Raw genomic sequence first — 2,823 nt, forward strand, 5'->3', positions numbered from 1 at the left:
GACGACCTGCTCGCGCTGCTCGAACGGCGCGAGCACCTGCCCGTTGCCTTCCTGCCTGCGGAGCCGACATGAGCACGACCCCTGCGCCGGTGCTGCGCGCGCACGCCGAACAGCTGTACGCCGAAGAACTCGCCGCGCTCGCGCGCCTCGACGAACGCCCGCGCCCGCCGAACTGGCGGCTGTCGCCGCAGGCCGTCGTCACCTACCTGCTCGGTGGCAGGCTCGCTGACGGCAGCGAAGTCGTGCCGAAGTACGTCGGCGAGCGGCGGCTGATCGAGGTTGCGGTCGCAACGCTCGCGACTGACCGTGCGCTGCTGCTCTACGGCGTGCCCGGCACCGCCAAGAGCTGGGTCTCGGAGCATCTGGCCGCGGCGATCAGCGGCGATTCGACCTGCCTGATCCAGGGCACGGCCGGCACGCCCGAGGAGGCCATCCGCTACGGCTGGAACTACGCGCGCCTGCTCGCCGATGGCCCGTCGCCGGCAGCACTGGTCGAAAGCCCGCTGCTGCGCGCGATGCGCAGCGGCACGCTGTGCCGCATCGAGGAACTCACCCGCATCCCGTCCGACGTGCAGGACAGCCTGATCACCGTGCTGTCGGAAAAGACCCTGCCGGTGCCGGAACTCGATTCCGAGATCCAGGCCGTGCGCGGCTTCAACGTCATCGCCAGCGCCAACAACCGCGACAAGGGTGTCAACGAGCTGTCGAGCGCGCTGAAGCGGCGCTTCAACACCGTCGTGCTGCCGCTGCCGGATTCGCTCGACACCGAGGTCGCGATCGTCGCGCAGCGCGCCGCCAGCCTCGGGCGCGCGCTCGAACTGCCGGCCGAGCCGCCGGCGATCGAGGAAATCCGCCGCATCGTCACGATCTTCCGCGAACTGCGCGCCGGCCAGACGCTCGACGGCCGCACCCGGCTCAAGGCCCCGACCGGCACGCTGTCGACCGCCGAGGCGATCTCGGTCGTCGGCCACGGCCTCGCGCTCGCCGCGCACTTCGGCGACGGCCGCCTGCGCGCCGCCGACTGGGCGGCGAGCATCGAGGGCGCGGTGATCAAGGACCCGGTGCAGGACACGCTGGTCTGGCGCGAATACATCGAGACCGTCGCCCGCGAGCGCGACGGCTGGAAGGATGTCTACCGGGCCTGCCGCGACAACGGCGGCTGGCCGGCCTGAACCGGCGGGGCTGACCGACCATGCCGGCCGAAGTCCACCTGCTCGGCATCCGCCACCACGGCCCCGGCTGCGCGCGCGCGGTGCTCGCGGCGCTCGATGCGCTGTCGCCGACGCTGCTGCTGGTCGAAGGGCCGCCCGAGGCCGACGGCCTGATCGGGCGCATCGGCGATCCGGCGCTCGAAGCGCCGGTCGCGCTGCTCGCGCACGTCGCCGACGATCCGGCGCGTGCCGTGTTCTACCCGTTCGCGCAGTTCTCGCCGGAATGGCAGGCGCTGCGCTGGGCGCTCGAACACGGCGTGCCGGCGCGTTTCTGCGATCTGGCGCTCGCCGTGTCGATGGCGGAGCCGCAGCCGAAGGACGCACCGGATGAGGCCAGTCCGGACGAGGCCACGCCGGCAGCACCGGCTGACGACGCACCGCCTGCGTGCGAAGCCGCGCCGGCATGCGCGCGCTGGCGCGACCCCTTCGACTCCCTCGCCGAACTCGCCGGCTTCGACGACGGCGAGGCGTGGTGGGAGTACCACGTCGAGCGCAGCGAAGCCGGGGCGGAGCTGGCGCTGTTCTCCGCGGTCGCCGAGGCGGTGACGGCGCTGCGCGCGCACGCCGATCCGCATGCCGATGACCCGTGGCAGGCCCCGCGCGAGGCGGCGATGCGCGAGGCGATCCGCGCCGCGCAGCGCGAAGGGCACGAACGCATCGCCGTCGTCTGCGGCGCCTGGCACGTGCCGGCCCTCGCCGCACCGCTGCCGCCGGCGAAGGCCGACAAGGCGCTGCTCGCCGGCCGGGCGAAGGTGAAGATCGCGAGCACCTGGGTGCCGTGGACGCACGAGCGGCTCGGGCTCGCGAGCGGCTACGGTGCCGGCATCCGCGTGCCCGGCTGGTACGAACACCTGTGGCAGCACGGCGAGGATGCGCCGCTGCGCTGGCTGGCGCGCTGCGCGCAGTTGCTGCGCGCCCACGATCTGGCGGCACCGACCGCGCAGCTGATCGACGCGCTGCGCCTCGCCGAGGCGCTGGCGGCGCTGCGCGGACGCGCCCGGCCGGATCTGCCCGATCTCGAACAGGCCGCGCACGCGACGCTGTGCGCCGGCGAGTCGCTCGCGCTCACGCTGATCCGCCGCGAACTCGAAGTCGGCGACCGGCTCGGGCGCGTGCCCGATGACGTGCCGGCCCCGCCGCTCGCGCGCGATCTCGCCAGCGAACAGAAGCGCCTGCGCCTCGCCCCGGCGGCTGCGCACCGCGATCTCGACCTCGACCTGCGCCAGCCGCTCGATCGCGAACGCTCCTGCCTGCTGCACCGGCTGCGCCTGCTCGACCTGCCCTGGGGCGAGCCGCGCGCCGGCGCGCCGCGCGGGCGCGGCACCTTCCACGAACACTGGCAGCTGATCTGGCGGCCGGAGTTCGCGGTGAACCTGATCGAGGCCGGGCGCTGGGGCCAGACGGTCGCTGCGGCCGCCGCGGCGTGCGCGCTCGATGCGATCACGCGCGCCAGCGGCCTCGCCGGGCTGGTCGACTGGCTCGATCGCGTGCTGCTCGCCGAGCTGCCAGAGGCCGCCGGGCGGCTGCTCGCGCGCGTGCGCGATGCCGCGGCGCAGAGCGGTGATGTCGATGCGCTGCTCGATGCGCTGCCGCCACTCGCGCGCCTCGCCCG

The 2,823-nt window shown here is 74.2% G+C and carries 2 protein-coding genes; both read left to right on the forward strand.

Annotated elements, in window-relative coordinates; genetic code table 11:
- Positions 1–68: 68 nt before the first annotated feature.
- Positions 69–1,172 carry an AAA family ATPase gene (locus PKE44_RS17785; RefSeq protein WP_324553930.1) on the forward strand — a complete coding sequence of 368 codons (1,104 nt, stop codon included), beginning with the start codon at positions 69–71 and terminating at the stop codon, positions 1,170–1,172.
- Positions 1,173–1,192: 20 nt separating this feature from the next.
- Positions 1,193–2,823: DUF5682 family protein (locus PKE44_RS17790; RefSeq protein WP_324553932.1), on the forward strand; the 1,631-nt coding region annotated here is incomplete at its 3' end.

This window comes from Plasticicumulans sp. (assembly GCF_035331805.1).
Taxonomy (GTDB): domain Bacteria; phylum Pseudomonadota; class Gammaproteobacteria; order Competibacterales; family Competibacteraceae; genus Plasticicumulans.